Consider the following 19,933-nt stretch of genomic DNA (forward strand, 5'->3'; position numbering starts at 1 on the left):
CCAGGCACCGATCTGGGGGACCACTGGGATGACCGGCACGACAACGCGTACGGACGAGGGCCACGGACGGCTCGGCAGCAGGCTGTCGGGACTGGCCGTGGCCCTCGGCTGTGTGCTCTTCCTCGGCGGCTTCGTCTGGGGCGCGATCCTCTACCGGCCGTACACCGTGCCGACCGACTCCATGTCGCCCACCATCGTGGCCGGTGACCGGGTGCTGGCCCAGCGGATCGACGGCGGTGAGATCAAGCGCGGTGACGTCGTGGTCTTCACCCAGGAGAGCTGGGGCGACGTACCTCTGGTCAAGCGGGTCGTGGCCGTGGGCGGGGACACGGTCTCCTGCTGCACGGACGGCAAGCTGGTCGTCAACGGCAAGCAGATCCAGGAGTCCTACATCCCCAAGGGCCAGTCCGCGGAGCTGATGGGCATCCCGTCGATCACGGTCCCCAAGGGGCGGCTGTTCGTGCTCGGGGACGAGCGTACCGGCTCGCTGGACTCCACGGCCCACCTCACGGAGGCCTTCAACGGCACGGTGGCGCGCGGCTCGGTGGCCGCCCGTGTCGACGCCGTGGTGTGGCCCATGAACGGCATGCTGGCCCGCCCCACGGGCTTCGAGACCGTGGGGGGCCTGTCCTCGCCGGGGCCGCTGCGACTGCTCACCGTCGCGATCGTGGTGGGCGGGGTGCTCGTCCTGGGCGGCGGCGCCTACGGGCCGGTCGCCGGGCTGCTGGCGAAGCGGCGGCGCCCTGTCGCGGAGGCGGAGCCCGCCGGTGCCCGCTGAGCCGGTGGGCGGTGTCGAGGACTCGTACGTCGGCGGGCTGCGCAAGGTGTCCCGGGTCGTGCTGCTCGATCCACGGGACCGGATCCTGCTGCTGCACGGGCACGAGCCGGACGATCCGGCCGACGACTGGTGGTTCACACCCGGCGGCGGTCTGGAGGGCGACGAGACCCGCGAGGAGGCCGCGCTGCGGGAACTCGCGGAGGAGACCGGCATCACCGCGGCCGATGTCGAACTCGGGCCGGTGCTGTGGCGGCGCACATGCTCCTTCCCGTTCGCGGGGCGTCGCTGGGACCAGGACGAGTGGTACTACCTGGCCCGTACGGAGCGCACGGAGACCCGGGCGACGGGGCTCACGGAGCTGGAACGGCGCAGTGTCGCCGGAGCGCGCTGGTGGACGTGCCAGGAACTGACCCGGGCACATGAGACGGTGTATCCGACCAGACTCGCCGAGCTCCTGCGGAGGCTGCTCGACGAAGGGCCCCCGGCCAGTCCCGAGATCCTCGACACGGAAATCGTCTAGAGGCTCGCGTGGCTGGCGCACAATGGTGGGACGCACGGCTGAAGGGGAACATGCCATGAGCGCCGAGGACCTCGAAAAGTACGAGACCGAGATGGAGCTGAAGCTCTACCGGGAGTACCGCGATGTCGTCGGTCTGTTCAAATACGTGATCGAGACCGAACGGCGCTTCTACCTCACCAACGACTACGAGATGCAGGTGCACTCGGTCCAGGGCGAGGTGTTCTTCGAGGTGTCCATGGCGGACGCCTGGGTGTGGGACATGTACCGGCCGGCCCGGTTCGTGAAGCAGGTACGGGTGCTCACGTTCAAGGACGTGAACATCGAGGAGCTGAACAAGAGCGATCTGGAGCTGCCGGGCGGCTGACGGTCACTCATGTGGGTGGCGGAGTTATCCACAATGCCGACCTTGTCCACCAAGATCCAATAGCTCGCTGAACTGCCCTCACTGTTGGCGCCGGAGGTGGTGCCGACATGAGCAACGTGAACACACGCGACGGACGACGCGGCGCACTGGGCAGGTACGGCGAGGAACTGGCCGCGCGGCGGCTGACCGAGGCCGGGATGACGGTCCTGGACCGCAACTGGCGGGCCGGCCGCACGGGCGAGATCGACATCGTGGCCAGGGACGGCGACGCGCTCGTCGTCTGCGAGGTCAAGACCCGCCGGGCGGCCGGACCGGCGGGTGCCTTCCAGCACCCGATGGCAGCTGTCACCCCGGTCAAGGCCGAGCGGCTGCGGGGCCTCGCCGAACGCTGGGTCCAGGAACACGGAGGCGCGCCGCCCGGTGGCGTCCGCATCGACCTGGTCGGCGTTCTGCTGCCCGAGCGCGGCGCACCCGTGGTGGAACACGCGCGGGGGGTGGCGTGATGGGATTCGCCCGTACGTGTTCGGTGGCGCTGGTGGGTGTCGAGGGCGTGGTCGTCGAGGTCCAGGCGGATCTCGAACCCGGCGTCGCCGCGTTCACCCTGGTGGGACTGCCCGACAAGAGCCTGACGGAGAGCAAGGACAGGGTCCGGGCGGCGGTCGTCTTCCCTGTCAAGTTCATCTGTTCAGGCGTGTCACCCTTCTGGGGGTTGCCGTGGAAGCGTGTCGCGGAGCTTATTGGAGGGGTAGCTCGAGCGAGAGTGGTCGGCCGGAGCCGGGGTGGGATCCACTAAGGTAATCGAACGTGTGAGTGAATCTCGATGGGATGCCTTACGATCGGACGTGTCGCAAGCGGGTCGGCAACCCATCTAGCCCGAGCATTGCGGTGCTGCTCCCAGCCGCATTAGGGTCGTTGTGACGATCTTGGTCTGGTGAAAGTCCCTCAGCACTAGCCTGATGGCGAGGGCTGTTGCGTGATTTTTCCGTGTCCTTGCACGTGCTGGCTCAGTTAGGGCCTATGTTGCCGAATGGCCTAGGCGGGGGCTTCCAGGAGAAGGGCGGGGTCCAGTCGTGCCTGAGGGCGGTTACGCGCTTCCGGTGCGTGGGTCAGGGCCCCCTTGCGGGGCAGGGTTTCGGGTGAGGACGGGATTGAGTCATGGCGGTTGCGGCGCGAGGACCAGTCGATGTGCTCTCGAAGTCGGTCCCGTCGGGCACGTTGATTCCGCAAGAGTCACAGTTGCAGGCCGTGAACGCCTTCGGAGTGCAAGCCGTCGTCGCCTACCGACGCGACGCTGTCGAGTGCAAGAGGCGTGCAGATGCAGGTATGCCTCCGGTGACTCGACCAGACGTGTTGGATCTCCTCATGGGGCTGCCTGAGGGTGAGGCTGTGCCTGTCAGTGCTTTGAGTGGGCCCGAGCAGCGCGCGCTCCAGGCAACGCCAAAGGGTGCGGTCATCCAAAACAACCGAACCGTAACCAGGCAAGCTGTCCAGCCCTTGCGTGTTGATCTTGCTATCGTGCCTGGCAGGGGCTGGGAATCGGCAATGGGGAAGGCGGAGCTCTTCACCCCGTTCTGTGCGCGTGCGGTGCTTGTCGAGCGCCCTCTGCGCCGCAAGGATGACGCGATGCTGCAGGCGGACTTCTACGGCATCGGCCTTTTTGTTCTGGTGGGCGATGAGCTGGACGTTCTGGTTCCGCCGCGGCCTTTCGTGAAGCGCCGTCACACCGTAGCTGGCTGGAAGTTCCTCGAAGACCTGTACGCCCAGCTGGAGCGAAGCGCGGCGGCCGCGTGACACGTCTCTGCTACCTACGGGCCGGAGCGATCACCCTAGGACACAGGCAGCGTCGCCCATGCCTCCAGGGGAGGTGGCGGCTGGAAGCCCCTCCTTGCTGAGAGCCCGATTCGCTGGTTTTCGAGCGCGTAGCGGTTGATGGCAGCAGCGCACTTTTCCTGCCACCAGGACTTCCGCTTTGGACCGCCTTCGTAGCCGGCCATTTCACCGACCCACGTGCTCCAGGTGAGAACGTTGTGGTCCTCGGCTTCGACACGCGTCTCGCCATCGGTCCTGAAGAAGCGGTCAAGTCCACGTCCGTTGCAGACTTCGCAGAGGCACGTCGTCGGCTCCGTGTTCGCGTAGCGGTTAGCGAGCCCCTTAGCGCCCTTGAAGCACATGAGCTCCGGCATCAAAACGTTTGGGTACACCGGGCCTTTTGGATCGTTGACTGCAGCTCGCTCGCCGGGAGGCACGCTGTGTCGCACGGAGCTCGAGACGCCGATCCCGGCACAGAGGGCGCCGTGGACCATCACGTCGAGTGCTGCAAGGTCAGTCCGTAGCATCATCATGTCCTCGACATCGGAGATCACGCGGCGCAGGTTTGCAGGGATGACCTTGGCGTACTTCAGCGGATCGAACTGGCCGACCAGCACCAAGGCCTTCGGCTGGTTGATGCGCTTGCAGGCGGCGATGAGCTGGCCGACGCGCTCGTTGCCGAGCCATGTGACGTCGACAGGCAGGGTCACGACCGTGTCAACGCGCTCGATGCGTTGTGCTGCGCGGATCACCGCTTTCAGTGGCTTGGATGCTCCGGGGGCGATGTAGCCCGTTGGTGTCAGGGCGGCGCTTGCCCCTGCGGCCTTCTGGAAGCCGAGGGTGTCATCGAGGGTCGCGAACATCTGGTCTTTGGGCAGGAGGAAGGGTTCGTCCTCGGTCGCCGCGTAGGTTGTGTACGGGGCGCTGTCGATCAACATGGTGCCGGTGAAGCCTGCCTCGGTCCGGAGCTTGAAGGCCCGGGTCTCGGCGTTGTCTCCAGTCATCACTACGCCACCGAGGTCGCTGTCGATTGCCTCGCGCTGGCGCGGGATGAAGCGTGAGTGCTCGTGCAGCAGCACCCGCCCGGCCAGGATCGGAGTTGCAGGGACGCTGGCATCGAGTACCCGCAGAGCAGGCGGGCGCTGTCCGAAGGGTGCCGGGTTGCTCAAGAGGTCACCTCACAGGTGGGCCGGAGTCACAACGGCCCCGGACGAAGAGGAAGCGCACAAGTAGATCTCGTGGAACTCCTCGTGACCCAGGCCGGCCAGATGGGCCGCATGAGCCAGGTCGAGGTGGTGCTGTTGCTCAAGCCGGGTTACGACCTGAGTCATGTAGCGCGGGGTCTCGCGCTGAACGGTGACGGGTTCGACGGTTCGGTAGCCGAGCGCTGACATTTCGACCATGAGGTTGCGGTACTGCCACTCGCTGACGACGCCGAGGGAGAGCGCCCGCCTGATGAGAGCGGCCATCGAAACGCCCCACCTGGTCTTGAGTCCCCCTAGCCGCTGCAAGTCAACGCCCGGCTTGAGCTCGGGGAAGATCGCGTCGTGCGGCATGAGGAACTCGGCCGCAAAGCGGTCGGCCTGCTGTTCCTGGAGGCGCCCGTCTCCGGGTTCGGTGTGCATTACGACGTGCCCTAGCTCGTGCGCCAGGCTGAAGCGGAAACGATCACCGGGAGCGGTCGAGTTGAGCAGGAAAAGTGGTGGGCTACCGTCCGGCCACTGGCTGACGGCGTCCAGATCTGCCGTTTCCAGGTCCCGGACGACCACTGAGGCGCCAGCGCTCTCTATGGCTGAGACCAGGTCGTCGATCGGCCCGTGGTTGATGCCCCACGCTTCTCGCAATGCGGTGGCCGCATCCTCGGGGGTGTCCAGGTCGTCAACCTCGATGTGCCGGAAGTTGTGGTCCCCGAGGTCAGCCAGCGGCGCCGTGAGTGACTCAACCTGTAGCCGAGTCAAAGCCAGAGTGGCATGGATGCGGCGGAGGCTCGTGGCTCCCATCGAGGCACGCTTTCGGTGGTGGACCAGGCCAACGCCGACACCGTGAATGTCGGTGGTGCGGCATAGCATTTCAGACGTGTATCCGAGAGCTTCCGCGTACAGCTCAAGGCGATCGTCCTTTACTTGCAAACGGCCAGCTTCGGCGCGGCTTACGTACCCCTGGGAGACGCGATTGGCGCCGTCAAGCCGAGACATCGCGACTGCGAGGTCCGCTTGCGTCATCCCGCGGGACTCGCGAGCCAGCGCAAGCATGGCGGGCGCCGCGATCTGGCCCTCGCGAGCATTCATCGTCTACCCTCCCATCCTCCGACTCGCCTAGTATACACAGGATCATACCTCGATGTAGTCCTCTAAAATATTCCGTAATCAATCCCTCGGGTGGAGTGGGCGAGGAGATCGTGGGTGGGGGCTTGCCCAGCGGGCGGGTGTCGCCCAAGTTCACCGAGAGGCGGCCTCGAGCGGGCCGTTGTGCTCTGACAGGAGAGGGATCTGCAAGCCCCGTGCGCAAGCCGCGCGAAGTGCTAAGAATTGGGCGCGGTGAAGCGGGGGCTCGCTCTCCCGTAAGGAGCAGGGGGTGGGAGGGAATCATGGGATTCAAGCGACGGCAGGCGGACACGGTCGGAGTTCCGAGTGATCCGGAGCAGTTGTACCGGTTGCTGGCCCGAGGGAACCGGGGGCCTGACTCGGTCTGGGGGCACCAGTCGAAGGTCATGGAGCACTGGCACGGGCAGTTCCGTGACAAGGGTGATGTTGCGCTCGAGTTGCCGACTGGGGCGGGCAAGACTCTCGTCGGTGGACTGATCGCCGAGTATCTGCGCAGGGCTGAAGGGTCCCGCGTCGCCTATCTGTGTCCCACACGGCAGTTGGCCGTGCAGACGGCACAGAAGTTGGATGACTACGGAATCCCGCCTTCGCTTCTCATCGGACGGTCGAAGGACTGGGACCAGGCCGATCTGGCGCGCTACCAGGCTGCGGGATCCGTTGCCGTCAGTACTTACAGCCACGTGTTCAACTCGCGGCCGAGGATCGACACAGCCGATGTACTGATTCTTGACGATGCGCATGCGGCCGACGGGTACGTTTCCAAGCCCTGGAGCCTGAGGATCAACCGTCGCTTGCACGAGAGCGCCTACAAGGACTTGCTTGCTGCTCTGAGCCCCGCACTGGACCCTCTCCTGTTGCCACATCTGCGGTCCGAGAACCCAGGAGCCCAATACCTCACTGGGATCTACCTAGCCTCTCCCGTGGCCGTCGCCGCCCATGCCGGCCATGTGGAATCGGTCATCCGGGAAGCTGTTGCCCAAAACAAGGTCAGCGACGACGCCGTGTACGTGTGGAAGTTCCTTGAGACCCACGTAGCGGACTGCCTGGCGTACGTGTCATACCGCGAGATCCTCATCCGCCCGCTGATCGCCCCTACCTTTCAGCACAATGCCTTCAACAGCCCCAAGCAGCGCATCTACATGAGTGCCACGTTGGGCGCCGGCGGAGAGCTGGAGCGAGCCTTCGGGCGGCCTAAGATCCACCGCATCCCCGTCCCTGCAGGTTGGGACAAAGAGGGTACGGGACGGAGGTTCTTTGTCTTCCCGGAACTTGCCCGGGACCTGACCTCCGACACGAAGGGAGTCGCACCGTTCGTCCAACGAGTCATTGAGCAAGCCGGACGGGTGGTTGTGCTCACCCCTGAAACCCGGGTGGCTGACAACTTCCGGGAGCGGTACCTCCCAGAGGACTACCGCACCTTTACCGCAAAGGAGGTTGAGGACGACCTTTCGGTCTTCACCTCTCAACCTGCGGCCGCGTTGGTTCTGACGAACCGTTACGACGGCGTTGACCTCCCTGATGATGACTGCCGGTTGGTTGTCTTCGACGGCCTGCCAGCCAATGGGGACCTTCAGGAAAGATTTCTCCATGATTCCGTTGGCGCCGAAGAAGTGCTACGGGAACGCATTCGTGCGCGTATCCAGCAAGGCGCTGGCCGAGCGACGCGCAATCTTCGGGACCATGCTGCCGTCGTTGTGCTCGGGCGTGGCCTGACGTCCTATCTGGTTCGCCGCGACATCCAGGCATCAATGCACCCTGAGATCCACGCTGAACTGGAGGTCGGCGTCGACGCCTCCCTTGACCAGACCTCGGACGATGTGTGGGGGAACCTCGGCATCTTCAACAGGCAGGGCGCCGACTGGGACGAGGTCGAAGAGGACATCATCCGAAATCGGGAAACCTACGATCGGCAGGATGGGCCTGGCGCTGCAGCACTCCAGCAAGCCGTTCGCAGCGAGGTCGCCGCTGCGAACGCCCTCTGGTCTAAAGACCACCGCTTCGCACTCACCTCGATCAAGAACGTCACTGATCAGCTTCGCAACGCCCAAACGCCGAAGCGATACAGCTCGCTATGGAGCTATCTAGGATATTGCGTGGCCCACCGCCTGGCTGAGGCGACCGGGGAGGCACAGTTCCAGCAGACCGCGGACAGCTACTTCAGGGAGGCGCGGCGGAACAGCCTTGGAACGACGTGGTTCGATCGCGTCGCCCCCGTTGCTGCCCCCAGTGCAACTGCGGTCGAAGAACTCGACCCGACCGACGAGGCAGCTATGAACTCCATCCTGGCCGCGAAAGACTTGTGGGGGCCCCAAGCCTTCCAAGCCGCTCTAGCGACCAGGGCGGGCCTCCAGCAGACAGATCCCGATCCGTACGAAGATGGCCTCGTTCACCTCGGGCGCCTCGCTGGCGCGAGCAAGAGCTACGGAGATCCCCGTGACGGCAGGGCTGCCAAGCCGGACGCCGTGTGGATCTTCGACAGCGCCCGGTGGGTCATCTGGGAAGCAAAGAACCAGGCTAAGAACACTGGCGAGATCGGCGCAGAACAGGCACGGCAAGCTGGCGGCCACCGGCGAACCACAGAGAAGACGGAGGGCGCCGTGGCGCCCGGCGACTCCATCTGCGTCCTTGCTTCTCCGAAGCCGAAGGTGCACGAGAGCACCTACAACGTTGCCGAGGAGAACGTCTATTGGGTGCAGCCGCCCCTGGTGCTTGAACTCTTCGACACGCTCACACGTGCATGGCAGGACGCACGAGCCCGCGATCTTCAGACGATGACCGTCACTGCACTCGCAGCCGTCTTTCGGGAGCACCAGGCACTGCCTTCCCAGTGGCTTCCCACTCTCCGCCAGCGTCCTCTCTGGCGTACGCCAGAAGAGTAGTTACAACGCATTCCGCAGATTGGGGGTCGTCCCGCATCAGGCACCGTTCATGGCGGAGGCGCTGGCTGCTGAACTGGACGACAGGTTTAGGCGAGCTCTGCGGATTCGCCCGACCGCCACGGTCATCGCAGCGTGGCGATCGGGCGTCCTCTGGTCCGGCCTCGCTGAGCTTGTGAACGAGTGGCAGCAGATACCGGCGGTGAGTGCAGTAGTCCTCGTACTCGTTCGTTGCCATCGCTGTCATTGAGCCTTTTCCATCATCGGTCTGATCTGGCCAGATGCAGGGCGAGGACGGCCTGGACGAGGGCGGTGATCCGGGTTGTGGAGCACCGGAGCTTACGCAGGAGCCGCCAGCTCTTGAGGGATGCCAAAGCCTGCTCGACGAGGGCGCGGATCTTGGCGTGCGAGCGGTTCACCGCCTTCTGTCCTGGGGAAAGCGTCTTCCAGCGTCCCCAGTACGGGACGCGGACCGTGCCGCCGGCGCCCCGGTAGCCCTTGTCGGCCCAGCAGGTGACGTCGGCCTGGGCAAGGGCGTCGATGATGCCGTGTTCGCGGGCCGCGCGGACGTCGTGGACGGCTCCGGGCAGGGCCGGCGAGACCCACAGCAGCCGGCCGAACGCATCGGTGAGGACTTGCACGTTCATGCCGTGTTTCTTGTGTTTGCCGGAGTAGAAGGGCTGGTCCGCGGCGATGCGGTCGATCGGCAGCAGCGTCCCGTCCAGGAGGACGAACGCCTTCGTCGACGCGGTGCGGACGGCATCGGCCAAGGTGGGTGCGAGGGCGGCCAGGAGGTCGACGGCCTCGGTGACGTAGCGGTATGCGGTCGTGGTCCCGACGCCGAATCCGGCGGCGAGCTGGGAGTAGGTGTGCCCCATGCGCAGGTGGACGAGCGCGAGGAGGGCCTGACGGCCGGCGCTCAGCCTTCGCCAGCGGGAGCTGATCGCATGGCGGTGCCCCCGCAGATGCTCGGCGAGGAAGCGGAGGGTGGAGCTGGAGACGTCCGCGCCGGACCGGGTAGACAAGCATGCGAAGCCTCTGGTGGACACGTTTCTCTTGGTCGAAAACTCATCTACCAGGGGATTCGCCTGGCTGTCAGCTCAACCAGCGGGCTCGCCACACAGGTTGGGCAATGCCGTTCACTGGCACACTGGTTGTCGTGTCCAACTCCTACGCGCAGCCCATCCTGAGAACAGCGGACCTCTCCGAGGGGTTGTGCACCGTCGAGAGGTTGCTTGGAATCGCTGACCTGGGAGGCCTTGAAGTCGATTTCGATGTGCGGATCTCCTCGACTCGCTCGCTTTCGGCGGTGCTGGCCGTGTTGCCGGATGCCGGGTGGTGGGCGGAAGGGGGGAGAAGCGGCTCGTCGGAGCGTGGGGATGATCCGTCCGTCTTCTTGCCCATCCGGCTGCGAGGCTGGGCTGAGGCACCGGAGACGGTGAAGCCATTCCTCCAGGCGGTTGGCGACAGCCCAGCGACGGTGCGATGGGACTTCAACGCCTGGCCCGAGGCTCCCGAGGTAGGTCTGGGAGTGGGGGGTACCCGCGGAGCATTCGTCACGCTGTGTGTCCATGCCCGAGACCTCGACCTCGAGGAGCCTGCAGCCGACTGCACCGTTTTCGTCCACGTCAAGCAGGTCGAGGCCGAACGTGCACCGTGGCTAGCAGCCCAAGTCGGGTTGCGGGTGATCGGCGACTTGGTGATGGCGCCGTACTGAGAAGGCTGTGGCACCGGTGCGTCGCTGCCGGGATCGTCCCAGTGGGGATGCACGGCGGTCGTCAGAAATGCTCAGGCTCTCCTGATGACAGATCGCCAGTCTCGGATGCAGGAGAGGCGCTGAGCAGCCGAAACGACAAGTTGGAAAAGGCTCACTGCCATGTCTCAGCGTGCCGAGGGGCGACGGGAGTCCCAACGGGCTGCATTCCTCGACGTCATAGAGTCGGCGCATCGTATGGGCGCGCTGTACTGGAAGATCTCGGAGGCCGCCAGCATCACTACGGCCGCAGCACGCAGCGATGCGTTGGAGGAACTTCGGCGCTCACTGCAGGCCGAGTACGCCGTTCTGCGGCGCTGTGTCCGAGTCGTCGACCTGGAAGGCCCGGACGAAGTCGCCGCTGCTGCTGAGGCCTTCGAGGCCTCTACAGACCTGCCATTCCGGGCATTCAAACAGCTCATTGACGGGGCCGCAGGCGCGCCCCAGAGCTTCGAGGACGCATACGAGCCGTTCTGGAACGCCCTCACGCGCTTCGTGGATGTCGCCAAGACTGCGGTGAGGACGCCGTAGGTTCTGCTTAGGTGGCCACCACGGGCCGGGCGTGATCCCCGCCGAGCACCCTCACACCCAAAGGTGCCATATGCCGGAAGGGCCAGTCGACGCGGCGTTGGACAGGTCCCGGTCACGGTCCGGGGATCGCGAACTCCATCCAGAGCGGGTAGTGGTCGGAGATGTGCCAGGACAACTCCGTCAGGGTGCGTTCTCCCTTCAGGTCGGGCACGAAGTTGATGTGGCCGCCGGCGATGGCTTCCAGAGTCAGCACGGGGCGGTGTTTCTGTCCCTTGGTGAACCAGGCGATCTGGTCGTAGAAGTGCTCGGCGCCCGGGTCGTCGAAGATCGTGCGCGCCAGTCCGGCGAGCTGGGGGGCGGGGACCAGGCCAGTGGAGGTGAACGCCTCGAACAGCGGGTCGCCTGCGCGGTCGATGTTGAAGTCGCCCAGCGCGATGAGGTTGTGGTCCCAGCCAAACTCCCGCTCCGCCCACGTGGCCAGCCACTTCGCGATCGCCTTCAGTTCCGGGACCCGGTCGGCGGCGTTCTCCCCGAACAGGACGTGCAGGGTGACCAGGGTGAAGGTCTGGCCCTGGGAAAGGAAACTGACGGCGTACGGGGTACGGGCGAACTGCCGCTCCAGCTCCCCGGCACTCACGCCCGCGTCCTGTTCGAGGGGGACGACCAGCTCGCAGGCCAGGCCGGACGGCTTCACCCGCCGGGTGTCGAACAAGAACGCCAGCCGCTCCCCGTTGCCCGCCTTACCCAGGGTGACGTCGGTGAGGATGAACGCCCAGTCGTCCCCGAGGACTTTGAGCAGGTGGCGCAGGGCCCGCAGGTTCCCGCGCGTCTCCTGCACCGCGACCACGTCGAAGCGGCGGATCACCGACGCGATCAGGTGGACGTCGGTGAAGTTCCGCTTCGGCGAGGCGCCGTCCGGTGCGGTCCAGGCTTGGTCAGGTCGGAGAAGGCGCGCAGGTTCCACGTCGCGATCAGGAGGTTGGCGCCGACGCCATCCTTCTTCGTCGGCACCACCCCGTCAAGGAACGTCTCCCAGCGGTCGATGCGTTCGGTCACCCGTTGCGGCGGGGCCAGAATGTCGGCTTCGGACGGCACGGATCCTCCTCAACACGGGGGGCGGGGCCTTACGAGCCTCCAAGACCGCTCTTGGACGGAACAAGAGCCATTCCGGTGACCTGCCCCATCTAGCCCAACCCCGACGCCCCCGCGCCATTGCGGCACCAAGTGCCCGACGACGGAGGGCGGGCTCGGGCTGATGTGACGAAGAGGGGCATCAGCCTGCGCCCTTCCCCGAGGCCTTCACCTCACTTGCCGGACGGGAGGAGCGGATAGCAGTCCTCAAGGCCCTCAAGCGTCACGGTGATCCGGAATCCGTTTTCCGGGACGTAATAGTTCCTGGCCTCGTTGGCGATCTTCAGATACTCGGTGCCGTCTCGGTCAGCTGTCGCGCACTCGACACCAACCGGGGTACGTCGGCGGAGAGTGCCTACCGGTGACATGTCCAACGAATCCCTGGGCGTGAGCACATCTGCTGTCAGGCCCACCGAGTCCCTGGGCGTGAGCACATCCGTGTCGCGCTTGAAGGCGACCGTGAGCACAGCCGTACGGTTGTCCGCCGGAATGTAGCGGGGAAGCCGCGGAGAGGCCTGCGGATCACCCGCGTCGTAGGGCGGCGCCGGAGCCACAGGGCGAGCCGACAATGACGGTACGGCGCGCGGCGTGCCCACCGGGCCTCGGGCCATTTCCCCACCTCCGGAAGCGCTGAGCAGACTCAAGAGCGAGCCTGCCAGGGCGACGGCCACCGCAAGGCTTCCTCCGAGCCGCCATGCCCGCCGCCGTTCCCTCAGTTTCTGGTGGATCCACCGTTCACTCCTGCCGCGCTCGCGAGCACCGCTGACCCAGAGCTGACGAAGCTCTTCCTCGGTCAGGTCCAGGTGATCCTTCAAAGCTTCGGCGATCGACCGGACACGCTCCCATCGCGGATAGGGGCTCTTCCCGCGCAGGAGGTAGGACAGGTGCGTCGGCTGGGTGATCTCGGAGATGTCCACGATCGCCTGCAGGCTCATACCGCTGGCACGGTAGGCACAGTTCAGCGGCTCAAGCCATGCCCGGTGCGCTTCCTTGACCCACGGTTCGATCTCACCGGGCCGCGGGCCGCGTTTCGCCCCTTTCGCTGCTGCATCGATCCACCGCTGGCCGTCCCAGATGGGAAAGTCGCTGCCAGGGCCACCTTCCGGCTGCCCCGGCACCCCACTGGGCCCGGCCGCCGCCCTGCCCTCGGAGTCGTCTTCCGGTGGAACGTCAGCGTTCATGCCGCTCCCTGCCGCGCCCCACGTCGTCGGCGACGGTGGAGTCGGGGACGGAGGGGAAGGCCTTGGTGCCGTCCGCCGTCCCGGTCGGCCCGCTCTCCGCGTATTGGGTCTCAGCTACAGCAGGCTCCGGCCGGACCGCAGTCGGGCGGCCTGCACGACGGGCAGAAGGCTTCAGTAGCTGGGCAATCCGCTCAACTCCCAGGAGGAACGGGGGAATCAGTGGGACAACCACCGCTACGGCCTGGCCCATTGCCAGGAGGACCACGGCCACCCCGGCCAGGATCGCCAGAGACACTCCTATAACGATCATCTTGTAACGCTCAGTCACCGATGCCTCCAGGAAGCGGATCTGACGTGGTCCAGGCCGAGGAGAGGTCCTCCCGGGCGTCCACCGGCGCAGTCCGGGAACGCATCACAAGGATCTAGCGCGCGAAGCACACATGAGCACATCACTCACAAAGCTGGAACATTAGCCGCACACGGGAATCGCGCAGATTTCGGCGTTCCCGCAGCTCACTGCCTATGCGGCGAAATATTCCAGGTTTTGCCACCGCCTCCATTCCACGTCACCGCCAATGGACGCGGCAGTCGCAGATCACGTCGGCATTGCACCCGTACGGCCCGGTCCGCGGAGAGGCAACACCCGCGGCAACCTGGTCAGCTGCGCGAAGACACCGTCCTGCTGCCAAGTAGCGGTACGTCATGGCCGGCACGGCCTCGTTGGCCGATGGACCGGAGCACTGCCCGAACGAGACGCTCGCCCGGCCTACGACGGTGGCCCGGGGGTGCGGGCTGCAGACGGGAAAGCCCCGGCTGGACGGGGGAGGCCAGCCGGGGCGGTGGTTGGTGGCGTGCGGAGAGCGGTCGCCTCACGGCGGAGGGCTCCATGGGGCTTCAGTCGAACGATCGTCCCCATGGGCTATGAGTGAGGCCCGGGGACACTGTCCCCTCCGCAGCCACATACAACTGAACCGTCAACCACCCCTGGCTCTGCACGCCTCTCTACTGGGCCGTGAGGACGTCCTCAACCTCCTGGGCCTGGCGGCCCGTCAGAACGTCGTAGCGGGCGAGGACCAGACGGGCCCCGTGCCCTTCCTCGAGGTCCTCGCGAGTTGGTGCGAGGCCGTGACCGACGAACGGAGTCTGAAGCCCGTCAGGTGCCACGTGGTGGCCATGACGGCCCGGCTGACGGCTCACCTCGGCTGGATCTGCGAGCAGGAGTGGGTCGTCGACTTCGAGGCGGAGATCCGGGAGTTGCTCAAGACCGTCCAGAGCATCACCAGGACCGAGCCGCGACGGGTTCCTCTGCCCGGTGTCATGTGCCCCTCGTGCCGGATGCTGTCCCTCGTCTGGGGGACCACAGCGGGTGGGCGGCGGAGTGCCTCAACTGCTCCTCGGTGAAGCTCGACGAGCGGGACTACGAGGATCTCGTCAGGGCTCAGGCGCGGAACGTGCCGGTGGCTCCATAAGCACCTGAACCACAGCGGCAGTTGACGGGATCAGCCCCATGAGGGTTGGTCCCGTCGGCATGATGTGGCAGTGGATCACCAAACGCTCGCCCTGTGGGGCTTGGACAAGGACAGCTTCGGCGCCGTTTTCGGGGTCATAGGGACGCTCCTGGGTGCGACCGTTGCCTTCTTCGGCATCCGCTATCAGGTGGATAAGCAGCTCAAGGAAGCCCAACTCGACTACGCCACGAAGGAATGCGGTCGGTCCTTGATGGCGCTCCTGCGCCAGTTCCGGAAAGAACCCGTAGCGGACGTGGCATGGGACGAGGCCGTAGCCGATCAGCTCGACTCACTGAAGCTGACCTCGCCCCTCTTTCACGACAAGGCTCTCCGGGAGCGCCTCGCGAAGACAGTGAGCATCCTGGAGGAGTGGCACTACACCGTCTTCGACCAACCGAATCGCGACGAGTACGACGCAGCTTCACCGATCATCCTGGCCGTGCTCAAGCACGCGATCGACTGCATCGCGACCCACCGGCGCGGCGAGAAGATACCTGAGCCCAATGCGGCCTTCGTGCAAGCAGAGAGCAACATCAGCGCGTACTGGAGCTGGGCGAGCGAGAGCTGAAGCGCATGGAAGCAGAGACGTTGGCGGGACTAGTCGGACTTGGCGGCACTGTTGTGGGCGTCGGCGGCACGTTGTTGGGTGGCCTTATCCAGCAACGACACCAGGCCCGAACGACGCGAGACGAACGGGCGGAGGCCAGAGCGAGCGAGGTGGAGTCCCGGGGCAGGGAAGTGGCAGAAAAGGCGCTCACGGAGCTGTACGGGCTGAGGCGGCACGCCCTGACGTGGAAGGTGGGCATGTCTTCGGACGAGCAGAATCAGTGGGCGAAGACCGCGCACACCATGGCCGACGACGCCGAGTTGAACGCCGCGCTGATCCCTGGCGCGGATGCACTGAGGGAGCGTCTGCAAGACGCCCTGAGCGTCACTCGTAAGTCCTTCTCCGAGGATGCCTACGAAACAGAGCATGAGCCGTACAAGAGCGAGTTCGACACTGGTCACTCCATCGCTCTCCTCTCGGCGTACATGCGTGGCGATGAGGCGCTGCCCACACCCACGCTTCGCGAAAGACGTGAGAGCACAGCACGCGAAGCCCAGCGGGATCTGTAGCCGCTGCACAGCAGTTGCCGGGACCAGCCCCACGGGGTTAGCCCCGTCGGCATGATGATCGCCATGCAGGCAGAGACGCTGGCTGGGTTGATCGGTTTCGGCGGTGCCGTGGTGGGCGCGGGTGGAGCCCTCCTCGGTGGATGGCTTCAGCAGCGGTACCAGGCTGACATCGTGGTGCGGGAACGCCAGAACGCCCGGGGGTACGCCGCAGGCGAGAAGGCCCTCTTGGAGCTGGCCCAGCTCCGTCAGCACCTGATCGCGTGCACAGTTATGGGGGACGTCTCCGCCGAACATCAGCCGTGGCGACTGATCGCGATCCGCCATCTGGACAACGCCGAGGTGGCAATCCTGCTGATTCCCAACGCGTCCGTGATCCGCGAGCGGCTCATAAAGGCTCTGTACTGTGCGCGGCGATTCGAGCTAGCAGGGCAGCACCGTCCGGAGCAGGTCGCTTGGATTAAGGCATGCTCCTCCAACGCAATCGACATGCTTGCCTCCCGACTTAGGGGAGATGCGATCCCAGCACTCGGACTCGAAGCGATCCGCGAGAAGGTGCGACGCAACGATGCCGCGTACGCCCGACGGGACAGACGTCGCCGCCGCTGAAACTCACGGCCAGCGATGTGATTGCGTTTTGAAACACCAGACCGCATAGTCGAAAGCAGTACCACCAGTGCGTCCGCGTGCAGGCCCCGACTCCCCAGGAGCACGGGGCCTTTTCGTGCTCTTCGTGGCCGTGGACGTCCAGACCGTCTACTCCTGGGTCCGCCGAGGCCACCTGGAGGTCACCGGGCTCGACCACCGGGGCCGGAAGGTCTTCCGCCATCTCGATGTCGCGAGGGCCGAGATGGCCACGAGGACCAAGGCCGGACGCGTACTGACGCCTGTGGCCTGAACGCTTAGCGCAGCGCGGACAGATGAGGCCACCAGTCCGGGTGAGCCTCGACCAAGGCCAGTACAGCCGGACTCTTATCGAGCACGAAACGGCAGTACGAGACCCATTCATCGTTGTCACTCTCTGGAATGCGCTCAAGCGCCTGGAGCCCCTCACCGAGCACGCCCGCCATCATCTCCGCGAACGTCGTGACGCGCTCCCTGTCCGGATCACTCGTCGGCACAGGGGCGCCCTCGTAGAAGTGCGAGCGCATTCCCGGGTACTCCAACATCTTGAGATGCACCTCGCGAAGCCCCGCGATCGTCGGGTCGAGAACCCGGGTACCAGCCAGGTTGTTGCTGAACAGAACCTGTTGGGATACCGCTCGGGTCTGTAGAGCCAGAAACACCAGCGACACTATGAGCCCCAGGAGACCACCGATAGCCGTCACGGTCGCGACCATGCTCGCCCCCCTACTCCTGCGGGCTAGAGCATTCCCATGTCGACGCCCGTAAGTACCTGGCCGCCTGACGCCCTTTCCCGGAGCGCCAGACGGCCGGCTCAGAGTCAGCTCTCCTCGTCGACCTCCTCGGGCCTACGCCGATCCCGGCGCTCACGGAGGAACCGGAGGATCTCGCTTCCGAGCATGAGGACAGCAGCGGCTGCACCAAGAGCCGCGTTGAAGGTTTCCACCGCCGAGGGTCCCTCTCTCCGAGACCCGGGCATCAGGCGTGCCAAGATCCCGGCACGTCTGCACATGCCTGGATTTCTTGGTCACGCCCGGCAACTGAATCCAACAAACTGCGGCTTCCCCGACCAGTTGCTCTTCGCAGGCAGTGGTTGGGCTCCCGGCGCTTACGCCCCTCCATGGAAGCCCGACATCGAGGCGATACCCGTGGGTAGACATCAACAACCCTTCGAGCGGCGCCTCTTGACGGTCATCCACCGCTGCCGACGTCAGCAGCCTTCATCCAGATGAACAACCGGGACTCGGCGTCGATTCGGTGAGCGAGTTCCGCTAAAAGCGAAGCATCCGGACAAGCACGTAGGCCGCCTGAAACCGGCCTCACCCAGAATCACACATCCAACACTGAAAACTTTTGAGCATTTTGGTCACATTTCCTGTCAGCCTCAGGTCGCCCGAGCATGAAAGTGTCACCCGTTAGAGGTACTCCCCGACACTTAAGGCAGCAGATGCCGTTTGGCACGGCGAACGTATAACACGAAGCGCCGCCCGACGCGAGGTCGGGCGGCACACACCGAGCGAGACGGGCGAGGTTAGGAACGGATGAACCGAACGACCTTGTCCTTCAGAGACCTGACCGCTCCCGGTACGTACAGCACCGCGCGAAGCGCTGCCGCAACCTCAACCGTGACCAGCGCTGCGTCTTGCAGAGTCGCACGGCCCCCCAGGATCGACACCGTAAAGACCAAGCCGGACACCGCCACCAAGGTAGCGTCGATTACCGGTTGCGCTGACGGCGGTTTAGGCGTGTTGGGCCCCGAGCCCGACGGCTCCGGGGGCTGCGAGTAGAGAAATCTGGGCGACAAGAGCCCTCCTAGTCCGGGGCCCCCGCAGCTTTATCTCCCTGGAAGTTGATACGAGCTGCGAGGGGTCCCACCTTATGGATCGCGTGCGCGATCTACCGGAGTAACGCTTCTGTAGTCCATCCGGAAACTGTCCGGGGCCTAAATCCCACGTTGGGGTGAATATTCACTCGGCGTGGTCGAGTCGTTGACGTGCGCTCGCAAATGGCTGATACGACAGCGGTGCTCGGTTCACGAAGCCAGAAGATCCTCTCACCGCTGTGGCGGCGTCCCGCCTGCCACAAGATCGCTACGTGCGTTCGCCGCCCAGTCCACGATCCCTTCCTTCAAGCGGCGCGTGTTCTCTCTGAGTCGGGTAAAGGCGGCATCGTCATCACCTCTGTGGGGATTCAAGGCATCCGTCCAGTCCTCGAAGTCCTGAACCCCAGCACTCGCGATCTTGACCAGAGCCTCAGCGTCGTCCGCACGACTGCCATCCACTGAGAGCCGAAGGGCTGACTGCCGGAACAACAGGTCCTTGTGCTTCTGCCGCAGTTCCTGACCCGCTGCTGTTGCAGCCCGACCTGCCCCGATCCCTGCCTCCAGGTACAGACCCGCCAAGCTCCTCGCCCGGTCGAGTGCAATGCTCACGTCCTCCACCGCGGCCAAGAAGGTCGAGTAGGCGTCGCGCTTCCCGGTCCAGAGGGCGAAGTCACGCTCCCCAGCAAGCTGAAGCTCGACGCCTTTGAGTGTCGCTTTCGCCTGGGCGAGTCCGGCTCGGTACCCGAGGAACGCTCCAACGAGAGCCCCTGGCACTCCGATAGAAGCCGCTACGACCGCAGCAATTCCTTCGTCCATGGGCTGAAGTCTGCGACAGGACCGGCAACTTCGCGATCATTTCGCGCAGCGGGATCGGGGCGGTGAGGCGGTTGCCCACCGATCGCTCCGAACTCACCTCATACGAGTTCCGGCGGATGCGTGCTCGCATCCTCGCCGAGTCGGATGTCTGCCTCGTGTGCGGTCACGGCCAGGTCGATGCGGTCGACCACGTCCACCCCGTGAGCAAGGGCGGGGCCCGGCTCGACCCCGACAACCTCTCCCCGATCCACTGTGTGGCCAGCTGTCCGGTGTGCCTGCGCAAGTGCAACAGCGAGAAGGGCAACCGGTCTCTGGCCGAGGTGGCCCAACTGGTCACGTCCGTCGACTGGTTCGCAGGGCCCTGACCTGGTGAGACCTCAGACTTTTAGCTAGATCGACATCTCAACCCCGCGCCCAGCATTCATTTTTCTCCCCCGGCCCGATCGGGGCTGGATGATCTTGGGAAGGGGTGCCATGGGCCCCGTGGAGACGGCCGTCCGGAGCGACGTCGAGGAACTCGGCGACCTGGTGGGCGTCGAGCCGTCGCTGTCCCAGATGGCGTACCGGCTCGCCCGTGAGATCGACAACGCGTCCATGGCCTCGTGCGAGGCGTGCGGCGAGGAGATCCCCGCTCCGGAGAACGCCAAGACGCTCCCCCAGGTGAACCGCGAGCTTCGTCAGACGCTCGCCCAGCTCCTGAAGGGGCGGGCCGCTGACGATGACGACGACCTCGGAGACCTGGCGAGTGTGTTGAAGCACGTCTAACAGGATGGTGCGGTGTCG

General features: G+C 65.3%; 23 protein-coding genes and 2 pseudogenes. 16 read left to right on the forward strand and 9 right to left on the reverse strand.

All coding sequences use genetic code 11. From position 1 onward, the window contains the following. Nucleotides 1-28: 28 nt before the first annotated feature. The 6 genes and pseudogenes from lepB (at nt 29) to ACFYXF_RS33020 (ending at nt 3,453) form a co-directional block, all read left to right on the forward strand. The gene (gene lepB, locus ACFYXF_RS32995; protein WP_389355207.1) at nt 29-778 is read left to right on the forward strand and encodes a signal peptidase I; all 750 of its coding nucleotides are present in this window, start codon (nt 29-31) and stop codon (nt 776-778) included. Further along, nucleotides 768-1,298: an NUDIX hydrolase gene (locus ACFYXF_RS33000; RefSeq protein WP_389355208.1), complete on the forward strand. Its 531-nt coding sequence runs from the start codon at nt 768-770 to the stop codon at nt 1,296-1,298. Before lepB ends, ACFYXF_RS33000 begins: the two co-directional genes overlap by 11 nt. Nucleotides 1,299-1,353: 55 nt before the next feature. Further along, nucleotides 1,354-1,662: a DUF2469 domain-containing protein gene (locus tag ACFYXF_RS33005; protein WP_003965949.1), complete on the forward strand. Its 309-nt coding sequence runs from the start codon at nt 1,354-1,356 to the stop codon at nt 1,660-1,662. A 107-nt stretch (nt 1,663-1,769) separates the two neighbouring features. Then, complete coding sequence (locus ACFYXF_RS33010; protein ID WP_389355210.1) at nt 1,770-2,165, forward strand: YraN family protein; 396 nt, start codon at nt 1,770-1,772, stop codon at nt 2,163-2,165. Next, nucleotides 2,165-2,362, forward strand: a pseudogene (locus ACFYXF_RS33015) (magnesium chelatase domain-containing protein); the annotation flags it as partial. The gene ACFYXF_RS33010 and the pseudogene ACFYXF_RS33015, both read left to right, overlap by 1 nt. Before the next feature lie 485 nt (nt 2,363-2,847). Then, complete coding sequence (locus ACFYXF_RS33020; RefSeq protein ID WP_389355212.1) at nt 2,848-3,453, forward strand: hypothetical protein; 606 nt, start codon at nt 2,848-2,850, stop codon at nt 3,451-3,453. A 35-nt stretch (nt 3,454-3,488) separates the two neighbouring features. Here ACFYXF_RS33020 and ACFYXF_RS33025 read toward each other — a convergent pair whose 3' ends face one another. Both ACFYXF_RS33025 and ACFYXF_RS33030 read right to left on the reverse strand, forming a co-directional pair. After that, a complete protein-coding gene (locus ACFYXF_RS33025) occupies nt 3,489-4,640 on the reverse strand; it encodes a hypothetical protein (RefSeq protein ID WP_389355213.1) in 1,152 nt (383 codons plus the stop codon). A 9-nt stretch (nt 4,641-4,649) separates the two neighbouring features. Further along, nucleotides 4,650-5,759 carry an ImmA/IrrE family metallo-endopeptidase gene (locus ACFYXF_RS33030; protein WP_389355215.1) on the reverse strand — a complete coding sequence of 370 codons (1,110 nt, stop codon included), beginning with the start codon at nt 5,757-5,759 and terminating at the stop codon, nt 4,650-4,652. 299 nt (nt 5,760-6,058) lie between these two features. Between ACFYXF_RS33030 and ACFYXF_RS33035 the strand changes: the two genes are divergently transcribed. Beyond that, on the forward strand, nt 6,059-8,674 hold the full coding sequence (locus ACFYXF_RS33035) for a DEAD/DEAH box helicase (protein ID WP_389355217.1): 2,616 nt from the start codon (nt 6,059-6,061) through the stop codon (nt 8,672-8,674). A 257-nt stretch (nt 8,675-8,931) separates the two neighbouring features. Here the strand turns inward: ACFYXF_RS33035 and ACFYXF_RS33040 are convergent. Beyond that, nucleotides 8,932-9,700: pseudogene (locus ACFYXF_RS33040) on the reverse strand (IS5 family transposase). A gap of 130 nt (nt 9,701-9,830) precedes the next feature. Here ACFYXF_RS33040 and ACFYXF_RS33045 point away from each other — a divergent pair. Both ACFYXF_RS33045 and ACFYXF_RS33050 read left to right on the forward strand, forming a co-directional pair. Continuing rightward, nucleotides 9,831-10,388, forward strand: a complete 558-nt coding sequence (locus tag ACFYXF_RS33045) for a hypothetical protein (RefSeq protein ID WP_389355218.1) — start codon at nt 9,831-9,833, stop codon at nt 10,386-10,388. A gap of 159 nt (nt 10,389-10,547) precedes the next feature. Further along, nucleotides 10,548-10,955, forward strand: coding sequence for a hypothetical protein (locus tag ACFYXF_RS33050; protein WP_389355220.1), 408 nt, complete (start codon nt 10,548-10,550; stop codon nt 10,953-10,955). A 112-nt stretch (nt 10,956-11,067) separates the two neighbouring features. Here the strand turns inward: ACFYXF_RS33050 and ACFYXF_RS33055 are convergent, their stop codons facing one another. The 4 genes from ACFYXF_RS33055 to ACFYXF_RS33070 form a co-directional block, all read right to left on the reverse strand. Then, a complete protein-coding gene (locus tag ACFYXF_RS33055; protein ID WP_389355222.1) occupies nt 11,068-11,820 on the reverse strand; it encodes an endonuclease/exonuclease/phosphatase family protein in 753 nt (250 codons plus the stop codon). Between the two features lie 8 nt (nt 11,821-11,828). Further along, entirely contained in the window at nt 11,829-12,050 is a 222-nt protein-coding gene (locus tag ACFYXF_RS33060; protein ID WP_389355223.1) for a hypothetical protein, read from the reverse strand. Between the two features lie 209 nt (nt 12,051-12,259). Beyond that, nucleotides 12,260-13,267, reverse strand: a complete 1,008-nt coding sequence (locus ACFYXF_RS33065; protein WP_389355225.1) for a hypothetical protein — start codon at nt 13,265-13,267, stop codon at nt 12,260-12,262. Beyond that, nucleotides 13,257-13,595 carry a hypothetical protein gene (locus ACFYXF_RS33070; protein ID WP_389355227.1) on the reverse strand — a complete coding sequence of 113 codons (339 nt, stop codon included), beginning with the start codon at nt 13,593-13,595 and terminating at the stop codon, nt 13,257-13,259. The genes ACFYXF_RS33065 and ACFYXF_RS33070 overlap by 11 nt, the downstream gene beginning before the upstream one ends. A gap of 593 nt (nt 13,596-14,188) precedes the next feature. On the opposite strand from ACFYXF_RS33070, the gene ACFYXF_RS33075 reads away from it, so the two are divergent. From ACFYXF_RS33075 to ACFYXF_RS33095, 5 genes are all read left to right on the forward strand, one after another. Next, nucleotides 14,189-14,668, forward strand: coding sequence for a hypothetical protein (locus ACFYXF_RS33075; protein WP_389355228.1), 480 nt, complete (start codon nt 14,189-14,191; stop codon nt 14,666-14,668). A gap of 138 nt (nt 14,669-14,806) precedes the next feature. Beyond that, nucleotides 14,807-15,343 carry a hypothetical protein gene (locus ACFYXF_RS33080; RefSeq protein WP_389355230.1) on the forward strand — a complete coding sequence of 179 codons (537 nt, stop codon included), beginning with the start codon at nt 14,807-14,809 and terminating at the stop codon, nt 15,341-15,343. A gap of 5 nt (nt 15,344-15,348) precedes the next feature. Next, nucleotides 15,349-15,891: a hypothetical protein gene (locus tag ACFYXF_RS33085; RefSeq protein WP_389355232.1), complete on the forward strand. Its 543-nt coding sequence runs from the start codon at nt 15,349-15,351 to the stop codon at nt 15,889-15,891. Nucleotides 15,892-15,942: 51 nt separating this feature from the next. After that, a complete protein-coding gene (locus tag ACFYXF_RS33090) occupies nt 15,943-16,497 on the forward strand; it encodes a hypothetical protein (protein WP_389355234.1) in 555 nt (184 codons plus the stop codon). A gap of 115 nt (nt 16,498-16,612) precedes the next feature. Continuing rightward, a complete protein-coding gene (locus ACFYXF_RS33095) occupies nt 16,613-16,786 on the forward strand; it encodes a hypothetical protein (RefSeq protein ID WP_389355235.1) in 174 nt (57 codons plus the stop codon). Nucleotides 16,787-16,790: 4 nt separating this feature from the next. Here ACFYXF_RS33095 and ACFYXF_RS33100 read toward each other — a convergent pair whose 3' ends face one another. Both ACFYXF_RS33100 and ACFYXF_RS33105 read right to left on the reverse strand, forming a co-directional pair. Next, nucleotides 16,791-17,228: a hypothetical protein gene (locus tag ACFYXF_RS33100; protein WP_389355237.1), complete on the reverse strand. Its 438-nt coding sequence runs from the start codon at nt 17,226-17,228 to the stop codon at nt 16,791-16,793. Between the two features lie 1,337 nt (nt 17,229-18,565). Further along, nucleotides 18,566-19,150 (reverse strand): hypothetical protein, encoded by a 585-nt coding sequence (locus ACFYXF_RS33105; protein WP_389355239.1) that lies wholly within the window; start codon nt 19,148-19,150, stop codon nt 18,566-18,568. Nucleotides 19,151-19,212: 62 nt separating this feature from the next. On the opposite strand from ACFYXF_RS33105, the gene ACFYXF_RS33110 reads away from it, so the two are divergent. Both ACFYXF_RS33110 and ACFYXF_RS33115 read left to right on the forward strand, forming a co-directional pair. Continuing rightward, a complete protein-coding gene (locus tag ACFYXF_RS33110) occupies nt 19,213-19,515 on the forward strand; it encodes an HNH endonuclease (protein WP_389355241.1) in 303 nt (100 codons plus the stop codon). A 109-nt stretch (nt 19,516-19,624) separates the two neighbouring features. After that, nucleotides 19,625-19,915 carry a hypothetical protein gene (locus ACFYXF_RS33115; protein ID WP_389355242.1) on the forward strand — a complete coding sequence of 97 codons (291 nt, stop codon included), beginning with the start codon at nt 19,625-19,627 and terminating at the stop codon, nt 19,913-19,915. The last annotated feature ends 18 nt before the right edge of the window (nt 19,916-19,933 follow it).

Source organism: Streptomyces sp. NPDC002680 (assembly GCF_042889145.1).
Taxonomy (GTDB): Bacteria; Actinomycetota; Actinomycetes; order Streptomycetales; family Streptomycetaceae; genus Streptomyces; species Streptomyces adonidis.